Genomic DNA, 20,768 nt, shown 5'->3' with positions numbered 1-20,768 from the left:
GACGTTGGGGTTAAATTTGATTGTTATCAGCATTTAAAAGTATTGGTAACAAAATGCTTATGGAAAGGAAAGTGCCTGATTCGGTCAATCTTAAGTTATTGATGTGCAAATTAAATCAATAACTTACGCTACTTCTTCCTCGTCTTGGATAAAGCCACCCGTCTGATGCGCCCATAGCTGTGCGTAAATACCGCCGCTTTCAATCAACTGCTGATGGGTGCCTTGCTCAACGATTTCGCCTTTATCGAGTACGATTAAGCGATCCATTGCGGCAATGGTTGAGAGTCGATGCGCAATGGCTATTACAGTCTTGCCTTGCATCAGCTCGACTAGGCTTTCTTGAATCGCCGCTTCCACTTCTGAGTCCAGTGCAGACGTTGCTTCATCTAAGATGAGCAGTGGTGCATCTTTTAGCAATACTCGCGAAATAGCGATGCGTTGGCGTTGACCACCAGAGAGTTTCACCCCGCGTTCGCCGACTTGGGCATCGTAGCCCACGTTGCCGAATGGGTCGTTGAGCGTTTCGATAAACTCATGAGCGTGTGCTTGCTTGGTCGCTTTTAACAACTCGTCTTCAGTTGCATCTGGGTTGCCGTACAAGATGTTATCTCGAATTGAGCGATGCAGAAGCGAGGTATCTTGAGTCACCATGCCTATCATACTGCGCAGAGAGTCTTGCGTGACATCAGAGATCACTTGTCCATCAATTTTGATCTTGCCGCTTTCAACATCGTGGAAGCGCAGTAGCAAGTTAACCAAGGTCGACTTACCCGCCCCAGAGCGCCCGACTAGGCCGACTTTTTCACCCGGCTTAATATTGAGATTGAGATGGCTAATCACGCCTTTAGTTTTGTCGCCATAGTGGAAACTAACATCTTCAAACGCAATGCCCCCTTGGTTGACAACCAAAGGTTTGGCATCGGGTTTATCTTGAATATCAATTGGCTTAGACATGGTTTTCATACCGTCAACAACAGTACCCATGTTTTCAAATAGCGCACCGACCTCCCACATGATCCACATCGACATACCGTTGATACGCAAAGCAAGCGCGATTGCAATCGCAATGGCACCAATGGTGATGGAGCTGTCCATCCACAGGAAGATAGACAGAGCGGCAATCGAGAACACCAACACATAGTTAGTAATTTCGACCGCAACATCGAACCCCGTCACTAAGCGCATTTGGCGATAAACGGTGCCTAAGAATCCATTCATCCCTTCTTCTGCATATTCGGTTTCACGTCTGCTGTGTGAGAACAGCTTCACGGTTGCAATATTGGTGTAGCTATCAACAATGCGACCCGTCATAGTTGAGCGCGCATCCGCTTGTTCTGACGCGACCTGCTTAAGTTTTGGCACGAAGTAAAGCTGAATACTGACATAGCAGCAAAGCCAGATGATCATCGGAATGACCAGTCGCCAATCTGCCTGAGCCAGTAGTACAACGATTGAAGTGAAATAGACAGACACGTATACAAACACGTCCATCGTCTTCATGACCGTTTCACGCACAGCCAAAGAGGTTTGCATAACTTTAGTCGCGACGCGCCCGGCAAAGTCATCTTGATAGAAGTTGAGGCTTTGCTTGAGCAGATAACGGTGAGCCAACCAGCGTATCGACATCGGATAGTTACCGAGCAAAGTCTGATGTACGAGTAACGAGTAACACACAACAAGAATTGGCATCACAACCAGCAGTAAGGTGCCGTAGAAGATAAGATCGCTGCGGTTATCTTGCCAAAATGTTTCAGGGTTACTGTTTGATAGCCAGTCAACAAGGTTGCCCATAGCGCCAAATAGCGACACTTCAACAATAGCGACAATGGTTGCCATGATAGACATGACGAGTAATGGGATTTCAAATCCGCGAGTGTAGTGGCGACAAAAGGCAAAAATGCCCGAAGGAGGTTGAGTCGGCTCCTGCTCAGGGAACGGCTTGGTAAAGCCTTCAAATTTCTTAAACATAGTAAATTCCTAAACACGCAAAGACGAAATAGGCCAACGTGGCTGATTGATGCGTACGTCCATTAATAGGAAGGGGTTAGCAACATACTGAATAATGAATGGGCAATTGCGCGCATAGATACTTATCCAGTTCTTTAGCGCAATGGTATACTCTTGATGGCTGAATTGTAACCAGTTTATTATTCTTTCTCTTGCATAATATCCACTCGACAGATCATTCAAAATCATAGTGACAATAAAAATTACTGCCACAGGATTGTTTTACAGTTGTATTTACTGCCTTGATGGTGATTTATCAGGCTAATTCAGTAATATTTCTTTTAACATTATGCCTACAATTGGCAGTAATGAGTGAGATTAATTGAGTTTGTCACAATGTTGAAACAGCAAGCCCTACTACCAAAAAATCAGTCAACAGTACAAAACGCTAATTGCGTGGTGATGGTGCCACCGAAAGAGTTTGCCTTTAATGCCGAAACCGCAAAAGACAATGAGTTTCAGCATCAAGTTGCGCAAACAACCAGCGAAGTGCGTGAGTTGGCAATGCAAGAATTCAACACTATGGTTGCAGAGCTGCGCCAAGTGGGTGTTCAAGTTGTGGTTTTCGACTACCCTGCGGGTGAGATTGAAACACCAGATGCCGTCTTCCCGAATAACTGGTTCAGTACGACGGCTAATGGCGATTTGTATACCTTCCCGATGGCGTGCAAAAATCGTCAGCAAGAAGTTAAGGTCGACGCGCTAGTGGATACGCTAGAGAGTGCAGGCCGCCCAGTACAAAGCCAAGACAGTTTACTGAGTTATTTACAACAAGATGCGCATCTAGAAAGTACCGGTGTTATGGTTATCGATCACGTCAATCGAACCATCTACGCTGCACTTTCTCAGCGCTGTGATCGCGAAGTGTTAGAAGACTACGCCGAGCGTATTGGCTATGAGCGCGTGGTCTCTTTCCAAACTGCGCTTCCATCAGGCAAACCGATTTACCACACTAATGTCATGATGGCGATTGGTGAAGGTTTCTGCGTGATCTGTGATGAAGTGATCCCTGAATTCGAACGTCGTTTTGTGATTAAATCACTGGCTAAAGATAAGCAGGTCATTTCGATTTCTCTTGATCAGATGAATAAATTCTGTGGCAATATTCTGCAGCTTGAGACGGTGAACGGCGAGAAAGTGATTGCGATGTCTCAGTCGGCATTTGATGCGTTTTCACCAGCTCAGAAAGCGCAACTTTCTAGCCACGGCAAGCTTCTGCCATTCAATGTTCAAACCATCGAAAACATTGGTGGCGGCAGTGTACGATGTATGTTGGGTGAGGTCTTTTTACCGACACGCACCAACCCGCTGTAACGCGGTCATTGCACAATGAGCAACAAATGAACAGTCAATAGCAAAATGGACACCGAATGAGGTGTCCATTTTTTTAGCTATTGATAATATTGATTCAGATAGTCGTGCAACTGGTCTAAATCGACAGGCACAATCTGCGAGTTATCGGCCCCTTTTTTGACCAAACCTTCTTTGATCAGCTCATGAATAATGCGTGTATAGGCTCTCTCTGTGCAGCCAAACCTTTGCGCTTCCTGATACATATAGCTATGACCTCTGGCGGAATCCTGAGAAGTGAATCTAGCTAACATATCTTTGATAATGTTAAATTTTAACGGATAAAGTGAACGCTCCATCGCGATGTTCATGGTGTTAAGGTAAATGTTCGACATACGATGACTCATCCAAAATGCGACGTGTGGATCCTCTAATAAAAACTCGGCAAACTTTTCTTTTGGAATGACGGTAAGCACAGCATCTTCGGTTGCTATAACACTAAAAGGGCTGGGCGCATCTGAGAAAAATTCCATTTCGCCAAAAAAGTTATCCTCTAGATAATAATCACCTAAACTGAGGGTCTTGCCGTTTTCTGCTGTATGTATAACAGAAAAGCGCGCCGCTTCAGTCCAGTAAACTTCCTTCACTTCACTATGCTGGTGAATGATGCACTCTCCTTTGCGTACCTGCTGCGACTTATAGGGCTCTTGTTTCACTAATTGACGCAGTTTTGCTAATCCGCTGCTTAAAATTTGGTTCTTATCCATAGAGAAATTGCTTGTTTAACATTGAGTTGGCGAAATTTTCTAGCAACCGGACAATTGTCGTGTCGCATATTATTGTAAATCATATAACATGAGTTTAATCGTTATCAAAAACAAATGATTAAGTGCTATTCCAAACGGGTTGCTATAGTTGCAAGACTCGTTGTTATTTGCGCTGAATTAATAAGAACTAAAGTTAGGACAACCTACAGATGAACTATTTTGAACTGCCGAAAATCGATCTTCATTGTCACCTTGATGGTAGCCTGCGCCCACAAACCGTATTGGATTTGGCGGCGCAACAAAACCTCGAACTGCCAAGTCAGGATGCTGACGTTATCAAAAATATGATGGTCGCACCGGAAACGTGTCCTAATTTGCAAGAGTACTTAGACCGCTTTGCTCTGCCGATCAAAGTAATGCAAACCGCAGACAGCATTGAGCGTATTTCATTCGAGCTTTTTGAAGATGCGGCTAAAGAGAACGTAAAGTACCTTGAAGTTCGTTTTGGCCCTCAATTACACACCAAACAAGGATTGAGCTACTCAGAAATTATTGAGAGTGCGGTTAAGGGCATGAAACGTGCCGAAGCGCAGTACGATATTAAGGGTAACTACATTCTTTCGTTGGTAAAACTTCTACCGCTCGACTCGGTGAATGACATTATTGATGCCGGAGTTCCTTTGTTGGGTAAAGGGGTGGTAGCCTTTGATCTTGCAGGCGCAGAGCTGGATAACTTTGCACAAGAATATGTAGAGTACACCCAGTATGCACGCGACAAAGGCTACCGCATTACCATCCATGCTGGGGAGCAAGGCTGCGGACAAAACGTCTATGACGCAATTGAACTGCTGGGTGCTGAGCGTATCGGACACGGTGTGGCAATTAAAGATCACGCTGAGGCTTATCAGCGCGTTAAAGACGATGTCGTTGGATTAGAAGCGTGCCCGAGCAGCAATGTTCAGACGAAAGCGATCCCTGAGTTAAAACAGCATCCACTTAACGCTTTCCACCAAGATGGATTAGCGGTAACGATAAATACTGATAACAGAACAGTATCGAACACCACGATGACCGATGAAGTTAAGAAAGTCATGGAGCAGTTTAAACTCAGCGCTGAAGATTATAAGCAGATTTACACTGCGAGCGTGGAGCAGTCTTTTGCCTCTGACGAAGTGAAAAAACACTTAATGCAGTACGCTTAATTTCATCTAAAATTTTGGCGCTCGCAGACTATCTGCGAGCGTCATGACGATTGCACCTCCCGCCCCTTACAATTCATTTTGTCTCGATAATTTCTGACTTCATCGCCCTACCACTTTTTCCTACTCTTCATTTTCAGCCACTAATACGTTGCCAGATCTCCTATTAAAGTTAGACAACTAACTAAAATAATTAACATTCCATATTGTTATTAATGTAAATATGATTATTTTTCATATAGTTGAATGCTTTTAAGATTTTACCTCTAACTTGTTTGTTTTAATTTTGGTTAAATGACTAATGATTAGCCTTCAAAGTAAATATTTTATGCATAATGTGATTTGAGCCACATTTTGTGGGTTGGTTTTATTGGGTTTCTTGCTATTTCAGTGCGGTTTAAGGAGATAATAAATACGAAATTTATTTAGAGTACAAAGGAAATGCACATACCTATGATCGTATCAGCTCCGTGGATCGCTTATCCGGAAATAAGCGAAAAGCCGGAAAATCACTGGTCATTCAGTGAACCAAAAGCTGAAGATGGCGACGATGTTTACAAGTTAATCGCCAATTGCCCTCCGCTGGATGTTAACTCCTCTTATTGTAATTTTCTTCAGGCGACCCACTTTAGCCAAACGTGCATTTTGGTGCGCTATAAAGGAGAAGTAGCGGGGTTCGCTTCGGCTTATCGTAAGCCACAACAACCCAATACTTTGTTTGTGTGGCAGGTGGCTGTTTCTTCTAAGTGCCGTGGCTTGGGGTTAGCATCCCAGATGATTGAAAAGCTGCTAGCCCGTAAACATCTCTCGGACATCACTGCAGTCGAAACAACGATTACGCAAGATAATCAAGCCTCTTGGGCACTGTTTAAAAAACTCGATGCACACAACGGTCAGCACGGGCACATTTCTACTTTTCTTGATGAAAATACTCACTTTAAGGGGAAGCATGATACGGAATATCTGTATCACATTCCTCTGAATACAACTCAATAAACAGGATAGATAAAACGGTCTAATCATGGATATTTTTGACAAGCAAGAATCTCAAGTTCGCTCATACTGTAATAGTTTTCCAGTCGTGTTTACTAAAGCGAAAGGATGCTGGCTAGAAACAGAATCCGGAGACAGATATTTAGACTTTCTTGCTGGTGCGGGTTCACTCAATTACGGCCACAACAATCCAGTCTTAAAACAAGCGTTGCTGAAATACATTGAGGCTGATGGGATTACTCATGGTCTTGATATGCATTCAGGAGCCAAAGAAGAGTTTCTTAAAACTTTCCATGCTCACATTCTTAAACCCAGAGCATTGAACTACAAAGCGCAATTTACTGGCCCAACGGGAACAAACGCGGTTGAAGCTGCTCTTAAATTGGCGCGGAAAATTAAAAACCGCAGCTCTATCGTTGCGTTCACTAATGGTTTCCACGGTTGCACGACTGGCGCTTTGGCAGCCACGGGCAACCAGCATCACCGCCAAGGTGCGGGGGTTAGCTTAAATAACGTGACGCGCATACCTTTCGATGGCTACGCTGATATCGACGGCTTGAAACTGTTCGAAACTATGCTGCAAGACAATTCGGCCGGTATCGACAAACCCGCGGCAGTACTGGTTGAAACGGTGCAAGGTGAAGGTGGTTTAAACGCGGCTTCTGACGAATGGTTACAGCGTTTAAGCGAGATCTGTAAAGGCAATGACATTCTGCTCATCGTCGACGACATCCAAGCTGGTTGTGGTCGAACAGGTACCTTCTTTAGCTTTGAATCCGCAGGGATCAAACCGGACATGGTGACCTTGTCTAAGTCTATCGGTGGCTACGGTTTGCCTATGGCGCTGGTTCTATTGAAACCAGAGTTGGACATTTGGAAACCAGGTGAACACAACGGCACTTTCCGTGGTAACAACCACGCTTTTGTCACCGCAGCGAAAGCCATTGAGGTTTACTGGTCTGAAAATCAGCAGTTTGAACAGCATATTGCTAATTGTTCTGAGATGGTGTCTGAGGTGATTGATTCCACATTAGAGCGCTACCCTGAACTGTTTGTTAAGCAAAAAGGGCGCGGAATGATGATCGGTATTGAGTGTTGCAGCGGCAATCTTGCGAGCGAAATCGCTAAAGCGTGTTTTGAAAACGGCCTGATCATTGAAACCGCTGGCCCGGATGATGAAGTGGTTAAGTTCTTTGCACCGCTAACCATCACTGAGGCAGAGCTAAAACAGGGACTGGAAATATTCGAACAAGCGGTAGAGCTTGTCATCCTTCAACAATTTAAGAAAGCATCGTAAACAGGAATAAATAATGATTGTTAGAACACTTGACGAATGTCGTGATAGCGAGCGTAGAGTCGCGTCAGAAACATGGGAAAGCGTGCGTATGCTTTTGAAAGACGACAATATGGGTTTTTCATTCCATATCACGACTATCTTTGAAAATACCGAGACGCATATCCATTACCAAAATCACCTAGAATCGGTTTACTGCATGAGCGGAGAAGGTGAAATTGAAGTGGTAGGTGGCAAGACGTACCCCATTAAACCGGGCACGCTTTACATTCTTGATAAGCATGATGAGCACTATCTGCGTGCTTACAAAGATAAAGAGATGGTCATGGCGTGCGTCTTTAATCCGCCAATTACTGGTAAAGAAACCCATGATGAAAATGGCGTTTATCCTCTTATCGATTAAGTTTCGATTCTGGCTGGACGAAAGCGTCCAGCCCCTCTCACCATTTCTGTAAATAAAAGCCCAAAAGGCCCTAATATGACTTATACCGTAGAGAAAATCGGCGGTACCTCAATGACAGCATTTGATGCTGTTTTAGATAACATCCTTCTACGCCCAGAAGAAGACGCAATGTATAACCGAGTGTTTGTTGTTTCCGCTTATGGCGGTATCACCGATGCCCTACTTGAATGCAAAAAAACCAGTAAACCTGGCGTTTATCAACTGGTCGCGCAAAGAGATGATGGCTGGCAGCAAGCACTCGATTATGTTGAGCAAAGAATGCTGCTTACCAACGAGAATATTTTCGCGGATCCGATGAACCGTTTACGAGCAGACAAGTTTATTCGTTCACGGATTTCTGAAGCCAAAGTGTGTATCTCAAACATTCTAGATACATGCCAATATGGTCAATTTTCGCTGCGTCACTACTTGCCTCAAGTGAGAGAGTTTCTCTCGTCGATTGGCGAAGCGCACAGCGCTTATAACACCGCATTAAAGCTCAAAAATATGGGTATCAATGCCAGATTTGTCGACCTTTCTGGTTGGAACTCTGAGAGCCCTGTCAGCCTAGATGAAAACATTCTGAGCGCGTTCGCTGATATTGATGTCAGCCAAGAAATGCCGATAGTGACGGGATACGCCTCTTGTAAAGAAGGGCTGATGTCGACCTTTGATCGAGGTTATAGCGAGATGACGTTTAGCCGCATTGCTTCACTGACTGGCGCCGACTTGGCGATTATTCACAAAGAGTATCATCTGAGTTCGGCAGACCCACGTATTGTCGGCGCGGATAAGGTGCTACCGATTGGAAAAACCAATTATGACGTGGCCGATCAACTCGCTAACCTTGGTATGGAAGCGATTCACCCTAACGCAGCTGCAGGGTTGCGAGAAGCGGGAATCGAGCTACAAATCAAAAATACGTTTGAACCAGAACATGTCGGAACGTTGATTTCTGGTGAGTTCCGCCCTACGCGAGACAAAGTGGAAATTATCGCTGGTAAAGAGAAAGTATTTGCCTTGCATCTGTTTGACCAAGCCATTGTTGGCTGCGTCGATAACGTCAGCTACGAGTTGATGGAGATCATTTCAGATGAGCGAGTACGTCTTGTTGGTAAAGAGATGAACGCAAACTCAATGACGTATTACCTTGCTGGCAGTACTGGCGCGCTGAATAAGGTGCTGTACAAAACGGAGAAGCGATTCCCTACTGCCGAGATTAAAGGACGTATGGTAGCGCTGATTTCGGCGATAGGTTCTCAGTTTGATACCAACAAAGCGTTAGCTCAAGGCATACTTGCGCTGATGGACAAAGGTATCACTCCGATTGCCGTTCACTCGTCAGTACGTAACGTCAATGTTCAGTTTGTAATTTCTGATGAAGATTACCATCCTTCGATTTGTGCGCTGCATGATGAATTTTTCGACCGAGTGACTGAGCCTGCCAAAGCCCATGTGGCTTAGCAACTTTCGATAATATAATAATAAAAGACCTAACATGAGTTAGGTCTTTTTGATCTAGAAGCGATAACTTTATTGGCTTGGGTTAGAACTTAACCTGATAGTTTACTGTGTAAGTACGGCCTCGGCCTTTGTAGTCGTACGCTGCGGCTTCATAGTGCGCCGAGTAAAGAATCTGCGCGCGTTGACCCCAAGCTGTGGTGTAATCTTCATCAAACAGGTTTTGGATACCAAAGCCTAAGCTGCCCACAGGAAGCTGGTAGCTACCGACAAGATCAAATAGGGTATAGCCCTCTAGCTTGTTGTTAGAAGCATCTTCATAGTCGAACATTGTCTGACCTTGAAGTTTTACCGCGAGGTCTGCATCGTACCAACCAGCCCAAGCGTTGGCTTTAGACGTACTTGCGTAGCCCGCATCATAATCTTGCCAGCCTTCATCGCCTTTTACTTCCGACACAACATAATGGCCAGACGCACCCAATTGGATGTTGTCATGCACCCAGTAAGAGAGCATGGCTTCTAATCCGTAAACGCGTTTCTTATCTTCAATCTCTTCAATCAACAAGGTTGTTTTGTTGTACTTAACATCCTTATCGGACTGAGAATAGTAGGCGGCGGTTTGCAGGTTAAGATCGCCTTTATCTAAACGGTAACCAAGCTCGAAGCTGTTGGTTTTAATCCCAGACATTTTTGATTCGTTGACGTTAATGCTGTCGTTGAGTTGCCAGTGGTCGCCAACTTGCGTGTAGTCACCTTGGCCGTAGTATTTAGCCGGATCAGCAAGATCGAAGCCTTGGGAGAAGTTTGCCCAAACTTGTGAGTCTTTGTTGAGGTGGTAAATCGTACCTAGGTTGAAAAGGGCAACGCCGTAGTCTGTGGTGCCACCAGGTACGGCATCGGCAGATGTACCAGTTCCTGCAGCAATCTTCTTCTGCTGAGCGTAGCCAACGAAGTCATCAATTTTATTGGTAATAAATTGATAGCGCACACCACCTTCAACCGTCCAATCTTCTGTGATTGAGTAGTCGGCTTGAGCAAAGCCTGCGATAGAGCTGACCTCAACCCCAGGGTAGCGGCCGACTTGTGCGTAAGTTTGGTTGATCAAGTTACCTGAATTGGCGGCAATCGTTGGGTCATATAAGGCTTGATTGCTTTCGAGTGTATCTTGGTAAGCATCGATGCCGTAGACGACATTGAATTGATTAAAACTCTTCGCTAGCGCGGCTTTAAGAGAAATGACGTCAGTGATCTGCTGACCAGAAGAACCATAATAAGGGGTGTAAGTCTGGTCTTCTTGACGGTATGACGCTTCGGCGATCAGTTGGTGACCAAGGAATTGATCATCGACATAAGAGGCGCTGAGCATAATACGCTCAGTGCCGTGTTCGCGATCTGACTCAAAGCCTTTACGCACATCGACAAAGTCGCTACCGACTATGTAGAGACCGTAAGGCGAATCTTGTTGGCTATCATAGTATTGAGCTAACAGATTGACTTTTTTAGTCTCGGAAACATTGATTCCGACTGTGGTTAAAAAGTCGACTGTTTGGTTGTATTGCAATGAACCTTGCGAGATATCAGGGGTAACTATGTTGCCATCAGCATCGAAAAAGCCTTGTGTTTCGTTGTAAACCAAAGAAGCGCGCGCCTGCACTTTTTCATTCCCGCCTGCGATAGACTGAGCCAGTTTATAGTCGAAATCTTCACTCGAATTTAACCCCGATGTAGCACCGACGAAAGATTCAAATTCTAGCTCTTCGCCCTGTGCTTTTTTAGTGATGATATTGATCACACCGCCCGAGGCTCCAGCACCATAAATTGATGTTGAGCCTGAAAGTACCTCAATACGATCGATATTGAATGGATCAATCGAGTCGAGGTGACGGCTGATTGAGCGTGAAGATTGTAGCGACACACCGTCAATCATCACCAGCATTTTGCGTCCGCGTAGATTTTGACCTAGGTTGGTACGAGCACCGCTACTGACATCCAAAGATGGAATGGCAGAGGCCAGAATATCACCGAGCGTTTTACCACCACGGTATTCTTGTTCGATTTTCTCAGCTTCGATGTACCAAACTGTCCCAGGGATATCACTGATCGCTTTCGGCGTTCGGCTCGAAACCACCACCATTTTTTCTTCAGTTGTATATTCTTGAGCTTGAGCTTGAGCGGCAAATACTGTGCTTGCAGAGGCGACCGCTAGGGCTACCGTAGAAAGCTTAAAAATTCCTTTTTGAATCTTCATTTTTTTCTCTATGTTTATTGATTAAAGGCTCCACAGGTTCATTGACTTGTGTGTACCTTGGTTTTGTTTTGGGTTTAATTCGCGCCTTTGTCGCCCACAGGGTGAAAGACAATGGCGATTGAAATTAGGTGGCAGGCCGCTTAGATCACCGCGGCTGTGCTCACGGTTGCCGGGCTTAACCAATCGATCATTCCGCGACCTGAATTGGTTTCGAACAGTTGTTCTCCGGCTAAACTGTTGATGATTCGAGCGCTGCGCCATGCCATTAAACTCAGTTGAGGCTCGGCGATGCCATGGCTATGCATTCCTGCGTTGACGGCAAAAATTTTATTGGTGTTTTGGCCTTCCCACTTGAGTTCAAAATCCGGTGTCATTTGATAACGATTGTGAGCATCCATATCCAAAAGAGGAATGATGGAACTTAGGCAGCTAGGAGTGGGGGCTTCGAAACCTGTCGCTAGGATGACAATGTCTGCATGATGCGCTTCAAGACACTGACTAAGAGCATTGCTAGCCGTCAACTTAAAACCGTTGGCGTCTTGTGCAAGGTGAGTCAATGTCCGATGAGGCAGAAGCCTGACCCATTTGTCCTGTTTAAGAACGTCAAAGCGGTGGTAGAGCTCTTGATAGATTGTAAGCAGCGCTTTTTGAGTAATGCCATCGGAAGTCAGTTTTTGAGTGGCGACTTCTTGGCTTTTTATCTCAGGTGCAAGCTCAACAAAAGCATCGACATAATCAGGGGCAAAGAACTCATTGGTGAACGACGCTTCATCAAGTGGTTGGTAATTAGAGCGACGGGACAACCAGTCTAGTGATTTGGGCTGACCCCACTTACTTTGGAGAGCATTGAGGAAAATGTCAGCACCGCTTTGACCACCACCAATGATCATGACGCGCTTGCCAGTGAAATCACGCTCTCTCAAACCTATCTCTGCTGCGTGTAAGACGCGTTCGCCGACGTGTGCTTTGGCACATTCTGGAATCGAAGGCACTTTACCTGTTCCAATACAGAGATTGTTCGCTTGGTACACCCCTTGGTTGGTATGTAGGTTAAAATGCTGGCCATTAAAATCGACATGTTCGACTCGGGTTGAGAATTGAACATTGTCAAGTTGATGCGCGGTCCAAGCTAGGTAGTCGGAAAACTCGTGACGACTAATGCACTGCAACTCAGCCGAAAGAAAGCGATAGAATTTTTTGTTTTTGACGAGATAGGACAGAAACGAGTATCGACTTTCTGGATTGACCGCGCTGACGAGGTCTTTTAAGAACATGGTTTGCATGTTGGTGTTGTCGAGCAATAGACCAGGATGCCAAGCAAAACTATCGCGGCCTTCAAAAAAGCGCGCGTTAATTTCAGTTTTGTCAGAGAGCAGGGCAGCAATGCTCAAGTTGAAAGGGCCGACTCCAACTCCAGCGAGGTCTAGTTTGACGTTGTTAGTGTGTTCCATGAGAACAATCCTTTTCTTGGTTTAATTTTACGGCTTAACTGAATACTAAAGTTATTATGATTATTGAAACGCTCGGCTCTTAGCGGCGGTGACGAGCGGGTTGTCCAACATGTCATCCATATCAGGTAACATTCTCGATGAGCTAGAATCTGTGCTATGGCGAAATTTTGCGAGGTTAAGTCCGATGCGTAAGATGCGCGGTTTGAATAAATCGAACTTAGCAAATCTGTGTTGATACTCTGGATGAGCGAGCGTGTAAGCCTTGATCCTCTGACCGAGCAGTGAGTAGAACTCTTGCTCTGAGAAGCCGAGTTTTGCAATCAGTGGGGAGATAAAACGCAATGTAGTAACAAAGTGACCAGTTTGTAAGTCATGAATAATGAGATCTTCTGGCAATCGTACTGTCACTTGTTTCACGCTATCAGATAAAGTTGCTTGTTCTTGATAGTCACTTTCGACTAAACGCATGTCACCTTGAAAATCTTTGACAAGAATGCGTTTAGGACGTGATCGTTCTAAGATTAAAGTGACGTTTTGACCATGAGCAATCAGAGATACGCCATACTTACACAGTAAGTGATAGTAGGGGATGACCACGGCATCAAACAGTTCACTGAGCCAATCTCGAATAGAGAGTCCAGAAGCTTGAATGTACTCTGCGATTAATGGGTTACCCAAGTTGTCGCTTTCCATTAATGCGGCCATTAAAATAGCACTTTCGCCTTGTTTCAATTTTGAAGGGGCAGACTCGCGCCAGATAACACCGAGTAGTTCGTGATAGCGATAGGGCGCGCTTTCCAGTCGTTGATAATCCGCTTGCGCTGTGAATGCAGCGGCCGGCTCTTGCAGCACCTCTGCACCTTTTTTCGTCAATAAGTCGTCCGACTTGAAAATCGAATCGATCCAATCTGACGCGCTCGGGCCCGCAAGAATATATCGACCTGGAATGCCTCGATAGCACGAGGTATTCATAATCGTAAGCGGCAGCTTAATATCGTAACTGCTTGGTCTTGTTACGTTGCTTAATGTGCGCAGGGAAAGTTGAGGTAAAAAGTCGTCACCAAATTCGCCAAGATAAATCAGCTGTTTACACGCCATTTCGCGGACAAAAAGCATCGATAGTTTTTGTTTCCATTGCCAAGGATGGACGGGCACATAGGTATATTGAGTCGTGTCGACATCAAATGCCGCCATAGCACTATCCATCTGTTTTATGTCGTAGTCGGATACTGCGCTGGTAAGCAAATCTTGCCAATGAAGGTCGTCACTGAGGGCGAGCTTAAGTATCGAGTTATGTACTGCAACCCAGCTTAGCTGAAAGGCGCGTTCTGATTCAGGGGCATAGAGTTTAAGATCGTCACTACCCCACCCGCGGCGGCCTTTATTGAAGGCAAATTTTGGATGACCATCGAAATACGTTTGTTGCTGTTCACATGGGAGCAAAGCGAGATCACGTGCGGTCATTGATTCTTTACGTTGCAGCAATTTGCAATCCCCAAGAAGGGTTGCGTTGAGGTCTTCCAAATGCTCTGCCAGTGCATCGTCAGACATGGACAGTAGCGGTTGTAAATCGCGCATTAGCAGCGCGGCTGAAATCGGTGCACTTGGCTCTGTTGAAGATTCTCGCATCACTGAGCTTGGTTTTATAACGACCTGACCCCAAATGTTCTCTGTCCCGGCAAAGGAATAGCGTGTGTCGTTATTTAATCTCAACACATACCCTTGAGACGTGTTATCAAAACGGAATGCTTGTTCGTAAGCGAACTCGCTAATGATTTTTGCGACGAGTTTATGATTGGCCGATGACCAATATTTTTGTAAAGCGAGTTGTTCCATTACCATTGCTCCGCAAAAAACTCGTCACGAGTTAGCATTAATAGTGCTGAACGTTTATGAGGAAAATTAAACTCAAACTGTTTTTGGTAGCCCATAGATAAGATGCGATTGAATAGCCTCTCGTTGTCTGCTCTTGGCTCCAAAACGATACGTTGAGTTCTTACATCATCGAGGAATAAGTAGTGGCTAATGGCTTTTATCCATGCATTGAAGTATTTAGGGCCCCTGAATTCCTGTTCGCCAACAAGTAGGTGAATGCCTCGATCATAATCGTGTACATCGTAGTAAGGGCTTAAGCGATCCTCTGCTACCCAGTAGGCTTCGATGTAACCAAAAGGCTGACCATTGAACTCGCCAATCAAAGGAATAATGTGCGGGTCTGCCAAGCGCTGGGTGAGAAACTCTGCAAGCCTTTCCTCATTCCACGCTTGCTCCCAAAAATGTGCCACTCTAGGGTCGTTCATCCAGCGCGTAAACCGATCTAGGTCGCGCTCGATTTCTATAAGGCGGAAACTGACGTCTGATTGTGCATCGAAATCATGTCGCTTATACACGCGGCCGCTTGGCATAGGCGGTCGTAAAGGGTGATGTCGGTAGCGGCTGTCTGACTGAACTAAATGCTTTGGGAAGCCCGTTGAAGTTTTGTGTTGATGCCAAAACAGAGGTGCTTGAAAAAAAGCGTGACGTGTTAGTTTCCCTGCGACTATCGGCAAATGCGTTGCCAACAATGGCGCGAACGTTGGATCGATACCTTCGATAACCAATGACTCAAGCTCGCTGTCGCTGTTAAACAATTGGTCGATTTCATTGCACAAGGTTTGTAAGGTGTGCGGATGTTGAAAGTCGTTGGGTTGAACAGTGAGTGTAATCGTCTGATTGTCATGGTAAACAAACGTGTTGAAATTAGGCATATGTTATCTCCTCAATTGAGGCCAGAGGATTGGGTAAATCAAAGTAGATCACTGCAGGATCGGGAATCGAGTTCTCGTTAAAGTTTTGCAAATAGCAGAAAAAGTTGCCCTTGCAGCACAGCGCTTGATTAGCCAATACATATCGCAGGCAGCGATCGTCTTTCACTCCGGATTCGAGTAGTGCGTTGAGTTTGCGGTGGAGCACTTGCATCAATTGCATCTCAGTGATATCGAGATTGGCACAAATCGCAGAGATAACATTAAAGGTGGAGTTGATGATCAGGTAGTATGCGAAATAGCGTTTAACCTTATCGAAATTCCAGTAGTTTTCTAGTGCTTGTTTTTCATCACCTAATTTGTCACCGAACAAGGCGAAGGCGAGATCTGTGTAGCCCGTTCCTTGACAGTCGCGGTAGTACATACCGACTGGGAACCCTTGCTCAAGCTGCATAACGATATTTTGCTGGTGGGCGAGAAATACAATGCCGAAGTTGGCTTGAAGATGGAAAAGAGGCACAACAGCATGAGTACAGTACGCATCAAACCAACGTTCCGCTGCTTCGGTATGTGAGATCTCATTAATATCAGCGTAGTGGCAAATTCGCTGTGCAATTAGGCTTGGCTTACTATATGGATTTTGTTGGGTTAGCGTTGCGAGCACAACCGCTTCTTGCTGCGAATCATCGGCTAAAGGATTGTCACGAAATGCCACAAGACTTTCGTCAATAATTTCGTTGTTGAGGTCTTGCAAACCGATATAAGCGGGTTCTTGCATTAATTGAAATCCATAGCCATTGCCAAGTTCATCTGCAAGCACTGGCTGCTGGAAGAGCTCATTCAAGCGAGTTCCACGAATCACTTCTTTTAGCGACAAATTACGAATTGAGTTGGTCAGTTTCACGCTCAAGGAGAACTTAAGCATGTATGGCAGAGCAGGTGAATAGAGAGAGCGCGTCGACGATGTTGGATACCAAGTGGCACCCAGTTGCCCCAAACTGCGGATCTGACCTGACGCTAAGTAGTGTTGGATTGAGGTGTTGTCTTGCATCACTGCCCATTGCCAAGGGTGAGCGGGCAATAAGGTTTTGCCTTTAGTTTCTGCGAGAACTAGAGCTTTGCTTAGTTCCTCATCGTGGGCGACCAGCTCGGACATTCTTTGTGAGAATGCGATACCCGCAGAGCTACCATGGCTAACAATGCTTTGTTCTACCTCTAGCCAATGCAATGGAAAGCATCCGCCTAATTCCGGTGAATAAGACTTGGCATCTTCTAATGTAAATTGTTCACGACTCTTTGGTGCTGGATGGAACGAGTGACCAATTAACAGCCCTTGCTCGGCCGTTTGGAAATTGAGTTTTTCTGTGAACAGTTGCGCTTGATACGGTGAGTGTTCAATTGCGTGCGCGGTGTTGCGATGGCTTTCAAGTACACGGGAAATGAAAATGTTTTTCTGCTCTTGGCTGATTCTCCCAACCAAAGCTGGCTCAGAGACTATTTTTTCGATTAGCTCTGGATTGGAGAGAGTCACTTCAATGCCCTGACTCACTAGGCTGGCGGGAAGTATGTACTCATGGCTGCCGAGCTCAGAGTAGTAGCTGAGCAAGATGCGAATAACTTTGTTTTCAGCCAAAGGAAGAACATAAAACGCTTTATCTGACAGATGTTCAATTTGAACACAGTGACTTTCTCGGGCTAGAGAGTTAAGAAAGCAGGCCAGCGCCGGATCGTTTGGTTGCGCGTGGTTGCTTGTTGTTTTTCGGTTGAGCTGATCGTTAATACGATTCATTTTTCTTTCTCGATTTGTTAATAACCATACTGACATGTGAATGCTAATTATTATCATTCGTATAATCAACTGTTTTTTTGATAATTATCGAAATAAATGATGGATTTAAAACTGACAGTTTTATCAACGGGTTATTAATAGCTCTGCTAAGGAAGAGGGCGGTACCTCTTCCTATGGAGTGATTTGGAGCATTCAGCGTTTCATGAGATAGAGGAAGTAACCTCCACCAATCAAAGAAGCCAGCAGCCCTGCTGGAAATTGCCACGGGAACCATAGCGTTCGCCCAATCCAGTCAGCCAATACCATGATTGACGCACCAAGCAGAGCAGCGGTGAGCATCTGCGGCAATGCACGATACTGGTGAAGGGAGCGCGCGATATGAGGTGCTAACAAGCCGATAAAGCTCAGTGGGCCTATCACTATGGTACATAGGGTGGTGAGTGCTGCGACAATAATCAGCAACATCAAACGGGCTAAGGTGGTGTTCACTCCTATGCTGCTGGTACTTACTTCACCTAGACCAATAAGCGCTATCCATCGATTCAGTGATAAAGCTAATCCCCCGACAGTAGTGACGCCGAGTGTAAGCATAACTAAATCGTGGGTCGTGACTAAATAGGTTGAGCCTGAAAGCCAGGTTAACAAGGCGGAGGCATTGTCATGCCCTGAACTCATTGCGATTCGGAGTAAGGCATCAAGACCAGCGCTGAGCGCGATGCCGGTCAGTAAGGTTTGCGCGGGCGCAAAGTTGTGTTTTCTTCCCATAAACCACACACAGCTGGTTACCAAAACAGCGCCTAGCGTGCCAAGTAACATCTGTTGCTCTCTGCCTACAACAACGCCAAACAAAGTGCCTAGTACCAAAGCTAAAGCCGCGCCGGAGCTTATTCCCAACACTTCAGGGCTCGCCATGGGGTTGTTGGAAATACGTTGAATAATGCAGCCCGCGAACGCAAGTCCGATACCAGCAAGCAAAGCAACCAAAACCCGTGGGGCTCTGAGTTCGATTAGCGCGGCATTGATACCAAAGCTCCAACCGAATTGATTCTTGCCAACCAGAGTCGCGAGGATAGAGATGATGATTAAGCTGGCTATCAAAGCAAGCACTACGTTACGCGCCGGGACGAGTTTGTAATGGCTGACAGACTCTGTTTGCGCCTTTAGCGTCGCGGGTAATTTTGTATTTTGCAGCAGCCACAATAAAAAAGGTGCACCAACAAGTGCGGTCATTGCGCCGGTAGGCAGTAGCTCTCCGCCTACCCCAGAAAAAGGCTGGATCACTAAGTCGACGATAAGTAACAAGTAACTGCCAATCGCGCCACTAAAGATAATTTGTATTGTCAGAGTTCGAGCCCCAAGCATCCTTGCTATTGCGGGCGCGACGATACCGACAAAGCCAATCAACCCTACTTCGCTGACCACAGCTGCGGTGATGAAGATCGCCAGTGATAAGCAGAGTAACTTGATTTGTTTGATATTCACGCCGAGTGACGTCGCAACGCTATCACCGAATTGAAGTGCGGATAAAGGCCGTTGAAACATCAATAGAAGCACGGTGGGTATGAGAACGAGTGGGAGCAGTGTCTGAGTGCTCGACCAGTCATTCTGATTTAGCACGCCTGCTCCCCATACAAAAACACTGGTCAGTTTTTGCTCATGTAGCAACAGCAGCATAGTGTTGAGTGAGCCTAAAAATAGACTCACCACCATGCCCGCCAGCACCATATGCAAGGGGGCAAAGCCTTTGCTCGCACTGAGAATAAAGACCAGACTGGTTGCTAGACAGCCGCCCAAAAAAGCAGGAATAAATTCGGGGATGTTGATCGATGCCGGAATCAGCAGAATGCCAAGTAACATCCCCATTTCAGCGCCAGCAGCGACCCCCAAAGTCGTCGGCGAAGCAATAGGATTGCGCAGCACGAATTGCATGACGCAACCAGCGACCGCGAGGGCAAATCCACAAATGAGGGCGACAGAAAGCCGAGGAAGATAAGTTAGGTGCGTAATAAGATGCTGATAGTTAGACGCATCAAAGTGAAACAGTGTCTCCCAGAGTAGACTTATGCCTTGTGAATATGGCGCGGTTGCCTGTAGCAGCAAGGTGATGAGCACAATCGCCGCACAGGATAGAGCAATCGCTTTAACGTTTATCGCGTTGGGTAATGGGCTAGGGAGTTTTAGGGTATTCATTCTGTCTTGGTCAGTTGCTGGGTGATATGGTCACTAAAGCGCTGCGCAGCGATTAATCCACCAAAGCTCCAAATCGCAGGTAACTCATAGACGGAATCTGTGCGGGTAAATTCCATCGCTTGCCACAGGGCGGAGTGAACCAGTTTTGACCGTTGCTCTTCATTGAGTGGACCAAATATCATGACGTTGGCTTGTTGATGCTCCGCCAATTTTTCAATACCTGTCGTGGTAAATCCCCACAGATTGGTTTGCTCGCGCCAATCATTGTGTAATCTCATCGCATCAATCGTCGCTTGGGCTAAAGATCCTTGACTGTGAATACGCAGGGTTTTGTCATTGATAAAACGAGCAAAAATGAGCGGTTTAGTCGCCTTACCTGCCGCGCGAATTTTTTTACCGTTTTGCTCTAGATGTTGAATGGTCTGGTCAATTACGCGCTGAGCTTGCGGCTCTTTATTGAATAGTTTGCCTAACTCAATAGTGACATGTTTCGCCGACTCAAATGGGCGCTTTTCTGCGCTATAAACGCTGTACACTAAAACGGGGGCGATACGATTGAGCTGTTCGTAAGCCGCTGCCATATGCTGACTCATCAGGATAACATCAGGTTTTAGCTCAGTGAGGAGTTCGAGGTTTGGCTCACGACGTGAACCTACGTTGATCGCCTCTGCATTTAAGCTCGGCTCTACCACCCACTCTCGATAACCTTCAGTATCGGCAACACCGACCAGCTCGATACCTAAACTAAGGACGGTTTCTGTTAACGCCCAATCCAGAGCGACCACTTTCTTCGGCGGTGCTGAAAAGGACGTTGTGCCCATCTCATGATTGATTTCAACAGCGTGGCTGGTACAGGCTAAAACCGTTGCCAGCATGGCAAAGAATATTTTCAC

General features: G+C 45.8%; 15 protein-coding genes. 6 read left to right on the top strand and 9 right to left on the bottom strand.

Going from position 1 to position 20,768, the window contains the following annotated elements; all coding sequences use genetic code 11:
- Positions 1-123: 123 nt before the first annotated feature.
- Positions 124-1,968, bottom strand: a complete 1,845-nt coding sequence (locus TW81_RS14945) for an ABC transporter ATP-binding protein (protein WP_045956535.1) — start codon at positions 1,966-1,968, stop codon at positions 124-126.
- Positions 1,969-2,343: 375 nt separating this feature from the next.
- On the opposite strand from TW81_RS14945, the gene TW81_RS14940 reads away from it, so the two are divergent.
- Positions 2,344-3,321, top strand: a complete 978-nt coding sequence (locus TW81_RS14940) for an arginine deiminase-related protein (protein ID WP_045956534.1) — start codon at positions 2,344-2,346, stop codon at positions 3,319-3,321.
- 77 nt (positions 3,322-3,398) lie between these two features.
- On the opposite strand, the gene TW81_RS14935 is transcribed toward TW81_RS14940, so the two are convergent.
- The gene (locus TW81_RS14935; protein ID WP_045956533.1) at positions 3,399-4,064 is read right to left on the bottom strand and encodes a Crp/Fnr family transcriptional regulator; all 666 of its coding nucleotides are present in this window, start codon (positions 4,062-4,064) and stop codon (positions 3,399-3,401) included.
- A 209-nt stretch (positions 4,065-4,273) separates the two neighbouring features.
- On the opposite strand from TW81_RS14935, the gene add reads away from it, so the two are divergent.
- The 5 genes from add (at position 4,274) to TW81_RS14910 (ending at position 9,456) form a co-directional block, all read left to right on the top strand.
- Complete coding sequence (add, locus tag TW81_RS14930; RefSeq protein WP_045956532.1) at positions 4,274-5,266, top strand: adenosine deaminase; 993 nt, start codon at positions 4,274-4,276, stop codon at positions 5,264-5,266.
- A 450-nt stretch (positions 5,267-5,716) separates the two neighbouring features.
- Positions 5,717-6,259, top strand: coding sequence for a diaminobutyrate acetyltransferase (gene ectA, locus TW81_RS14925; protein ID WP_045956531.1), 543 nt, complete (start codon positions 5,717-5,719; stop codon positions 6,257-6,259).
- Between the two features lie 25 nt (positions 6,260-6,284).
- Complete coding sequence (gene ectB / locus TW81_RS14920) at positions 6,285-7,553, top strand: diaminobutyrate--2-oxoglutarate transaminase (protein ID WP_045956530.1); 1,269 nt, start codon at positions 6,285-6,287, stop codon at positions 7,551-7,553.
- 13 nt (positions 7,554-7,566) lie between these two features.
- Complete coding sequence (locus TW81_RS14915; RefSeq protein WP_045956529.1) at positions 7,567-7,953, top strand: ectoine synthase; 387 nt, start codon at positions 7,567-7,569, stop codon at positions 7,951-7,953.
- Between the two features lie 75 nt (positions 7,954-8,028).
- Positions 8,029-9,456 carry an aspartate kinase gene (locus TW81_RS14910; protein WP_045956528.1) on the top strand — a complete coding sequence of 476 codons (1,428 nt, stop codon included), beginning with the start codon at positions 8,029-8,031 and terminating at the stop codon, positions 9,454-9,456.
- Positions 9,457-9,538: 82 nt separating this feature from the next.
- Here TW81_RS14910 and TW81_RS14905 read toward each other — a convergent pair whose 3' ends face one another.
- From TW81_RS14905 to TW81_RS14875, 7 genes are all read right to left on the bottom strand, one after another.
- Positions 9,539-11,701 (bottom strand): TonB-dependent receptor, encoded by a 2,163-nt coding sequence (locus tag TW81_RS14905; RefSeq protein WP_045956527.1) that lies wholly within the window; start codon positions 11,699-11,701, stop codon positions 9,539-9,541.
- Positions 11,702-11,841: 140 nt separating this feature from the next.
- Positions 11,842-13,152 (bottom strand): lysine N(6)-hydroxylase/L-ornithine N(5)-oxygenase family protein, encoded by a 1,311-nt coding sequence (locus TW81_RS14900; protein ID WP_045956526.1) that lies wholly within the window; start codon positions 13,150-13,152, stop codon positions 11,842-11,844.
- A 60-nt stretch (positions 13,153-13,212) separates the two neighbouring features.
- A complete protein-coding gene (locus TW81_RS14895; protein ID WP_045956525.1) occupies positions 13,213-14,988 on the bottom strand; it encodes an IucA/IucC family protein in 1,776 nt (591 codons plus the stop codon).
- On the bottom strand, positions 14,988-15,899 hold the full coding sequence (locus TW81_RS14890) for a GNAT family N-acetyltransferase (protein ID WP_045956524.1): 912 nt from the start codon (positions 15,897-15,899) through the stop codon (positions 14,988-14,990). Before TW81_RS14890 ends, TW81_RS14895 begins: the two co-directional genes overlap by 1 nt.
- Positions 15,892-17,685, bottom strand: coding sequence for an IucA/IucC family protein (locus TW81_RS14885; RefSeq protein ID WP_045956523.1), 1,794 nt, complete (start codon positions 17,683-17,685; stop codon positions 15,892-15,894). Before TW81_RS14885 ends, TW81_RS14890 begins: the two co-directional genes overlap by 8 nt.
- A gap of 192 nt (positions 17,686-17,877) precedes the next feature.
- On the bottom strand, positions 17,878-19,875 hold the full coding sequence (gene fhuB, locus TW81_RS14880) for a Fe(3+)-hydroxamate ABC transporter permease FhuB (protein WP_045956522.1): 1,998 nt from the start codon (positions 19,873-19,875) through the stop codon (positions 17,878-17,880).
- The gene (locus TW81_RS14875; RefSeq protein WP_420835066.1) at positions 19,872-20,768 is read right to left on the bottom strand and encodes an ABC transporter substrate-binding protein; all 897 of its coding nucleotides are present in this window, start codon (positions 20,766-20,768) and stop codon (positions 19,872-19,874) included. Before TW81_RS14875 ends, fhuB begins: the two co-directional genes overlap by 4 nt.

This window comes from Vibrio galatheae (assembly GCF_000967545.1).
In the GTDB taxonomy this organism is placed as follows: domain Bacteria; phylum Pseudomonadota; class Gammaproteobacteria; order Enterobacterales; family Vibrionaceae; genus Vibrio; species Vibrio galatheae.
The sequence above is the reverse complement of the archived record's forward strand: the minus strand, read 5'-3'. Positions and strand labels throughout refer to the sequence as shown.

Bases quoted from the DNA above. Each gene is read 5' to 3' on its own strand.
- TW81_RS14945 (WP_045956535.1), bottom strand. From the start codon at position 1,968: ATGTTTAAGAAATTTGAAGGCTTTACCAAGCCGTTCCCTGAGCAGGAG.
- TW81_RS14940 (WP_045956534.1), top strand. From the start codon at position 2,344: ATGTTGAAACAGCAAGCCCTACTACCAAAAAATCAGTCAACAGTACAA.
- TW81_RS14935 (WP_045956533.1), bottom strand. From the start codon at position 4,064: ATGGATAAGAACCAAATTTTAAGCAGCGGATTAGCAAAACTGCGTCAA.
- add (WP_045956532.1), top strand. From the start codon at position 4,274: ATGAACTATTTTGAACTGCCGAAAATCGATCTTCATTGTCACCTTGAT.
- ectA (WP_045956531.1), top strand. From the start codon at position 5,717: ATGATCGTATCAGCTCCGTGGATCGCTTATCCGGAAATAAGCGAAAAG.
- ectB (WP_045956530.1), top strand. From the start codon at position 6,285: ATGGATATTTTTGACAAGCAAGAATCTCAAGTTCGCTCATACTGTAAT.
- TW81_RS14915 (WP_045956529.1), top strand. From the start codon at position 7,567: ATGATTGTTAGAACACTTGACGAATGTCGTGATAGCGAGCGTAGAGTC.
- TW81_RS14910 (WP_045956528.1), top strand. From the start codon at position 8,029: ATGACTTATACCGTAGAGAAAATCGGCGGTACCTCAATGACAGCATTT.
- TW81_RS14905 (WP_045956527.1), bottom strand. From the start codon at position 11,701: ATGAAGATTCAAAAAGGAATTTTTAAGCTTTCTACGGTAGCCCTAGCG.
- TW81_RS14900 (WP_045956526.1), bottom strand. From the start codon at position 13,152: ATGGAACACACTAACAACGTCAAACTAGACCTCGCTGGAGTTGGAGTC.
- TW81_RS14895 (WP_045956525.1), bottom strand. From the start codon at position 14,988: ATGGAACAACTCGCTTTACAAAAATATTGGTCATCGGCCAATCATAAA.
- TW81_RS14890 (WP_045956524.1), bottom strand. From the start codon at position 15,899: ATGCCTAATTTCAACACGTTTGTTTACCATGACAATCAGACGATTACA.
- TW81_RS14885 (WP_045956523.1), bottom strand. From the start codon at position 17,685: ATGAATCGTATTAACGATCAGCTCAACCGAAAAACAACAAGCAACCAC.
- fhuB (WP_045956522.1), bottom strand. From the start codon at position 19,875: ATGAATACCCTAAAACTCCCTAGCCCATTACCCAACGCGATAAACGTT.